Below are 275 nucleotides of genomic sequence, written 5' to 3' on the forward strand. Positions count from 1 at the left end.
CGTTGATGTTGTCGTAGCCGACCACGAACACCTTGCCCTGCTTGCCGGCCGCGCGCACGGCCGACACGGCGCCGATCGCCATGTTGTCGTTGCCGCACAGCAGCGCCTTCAGGTTCGGGTATTCGTTGAGCATCGCGGCCGCGACCGCATTGCCCTTGTCGATCTCCCATTCACCGGACTGCACCGATACGACCTTCATCCCGCCCGCCTTCATCGCATCCTCGAAGCCGGCCGTGCGCTGCTGCGCATTGGTCGTCGTCGACACGCCCTCGACG

Annotated in this window: 1 protein-coding gene; it reads right to left on the reverse strand. The window is 65.5% G+C overall.

All coding sequences use genetic code 11. The features are described from left to right. The coding region (locus AC4IJH_RS43840) for a substrate-binding domain-containing protein (protein WP_490857622.1) at positions 1 to 265 on the reverse strand (265 nt) is incomplete at its 3' end. Positions 266 to 275: the final 10 nt, after the last annotated feature.

Source organism: Streptomyces sp. UF-297, from assembly GCF_058245575.1.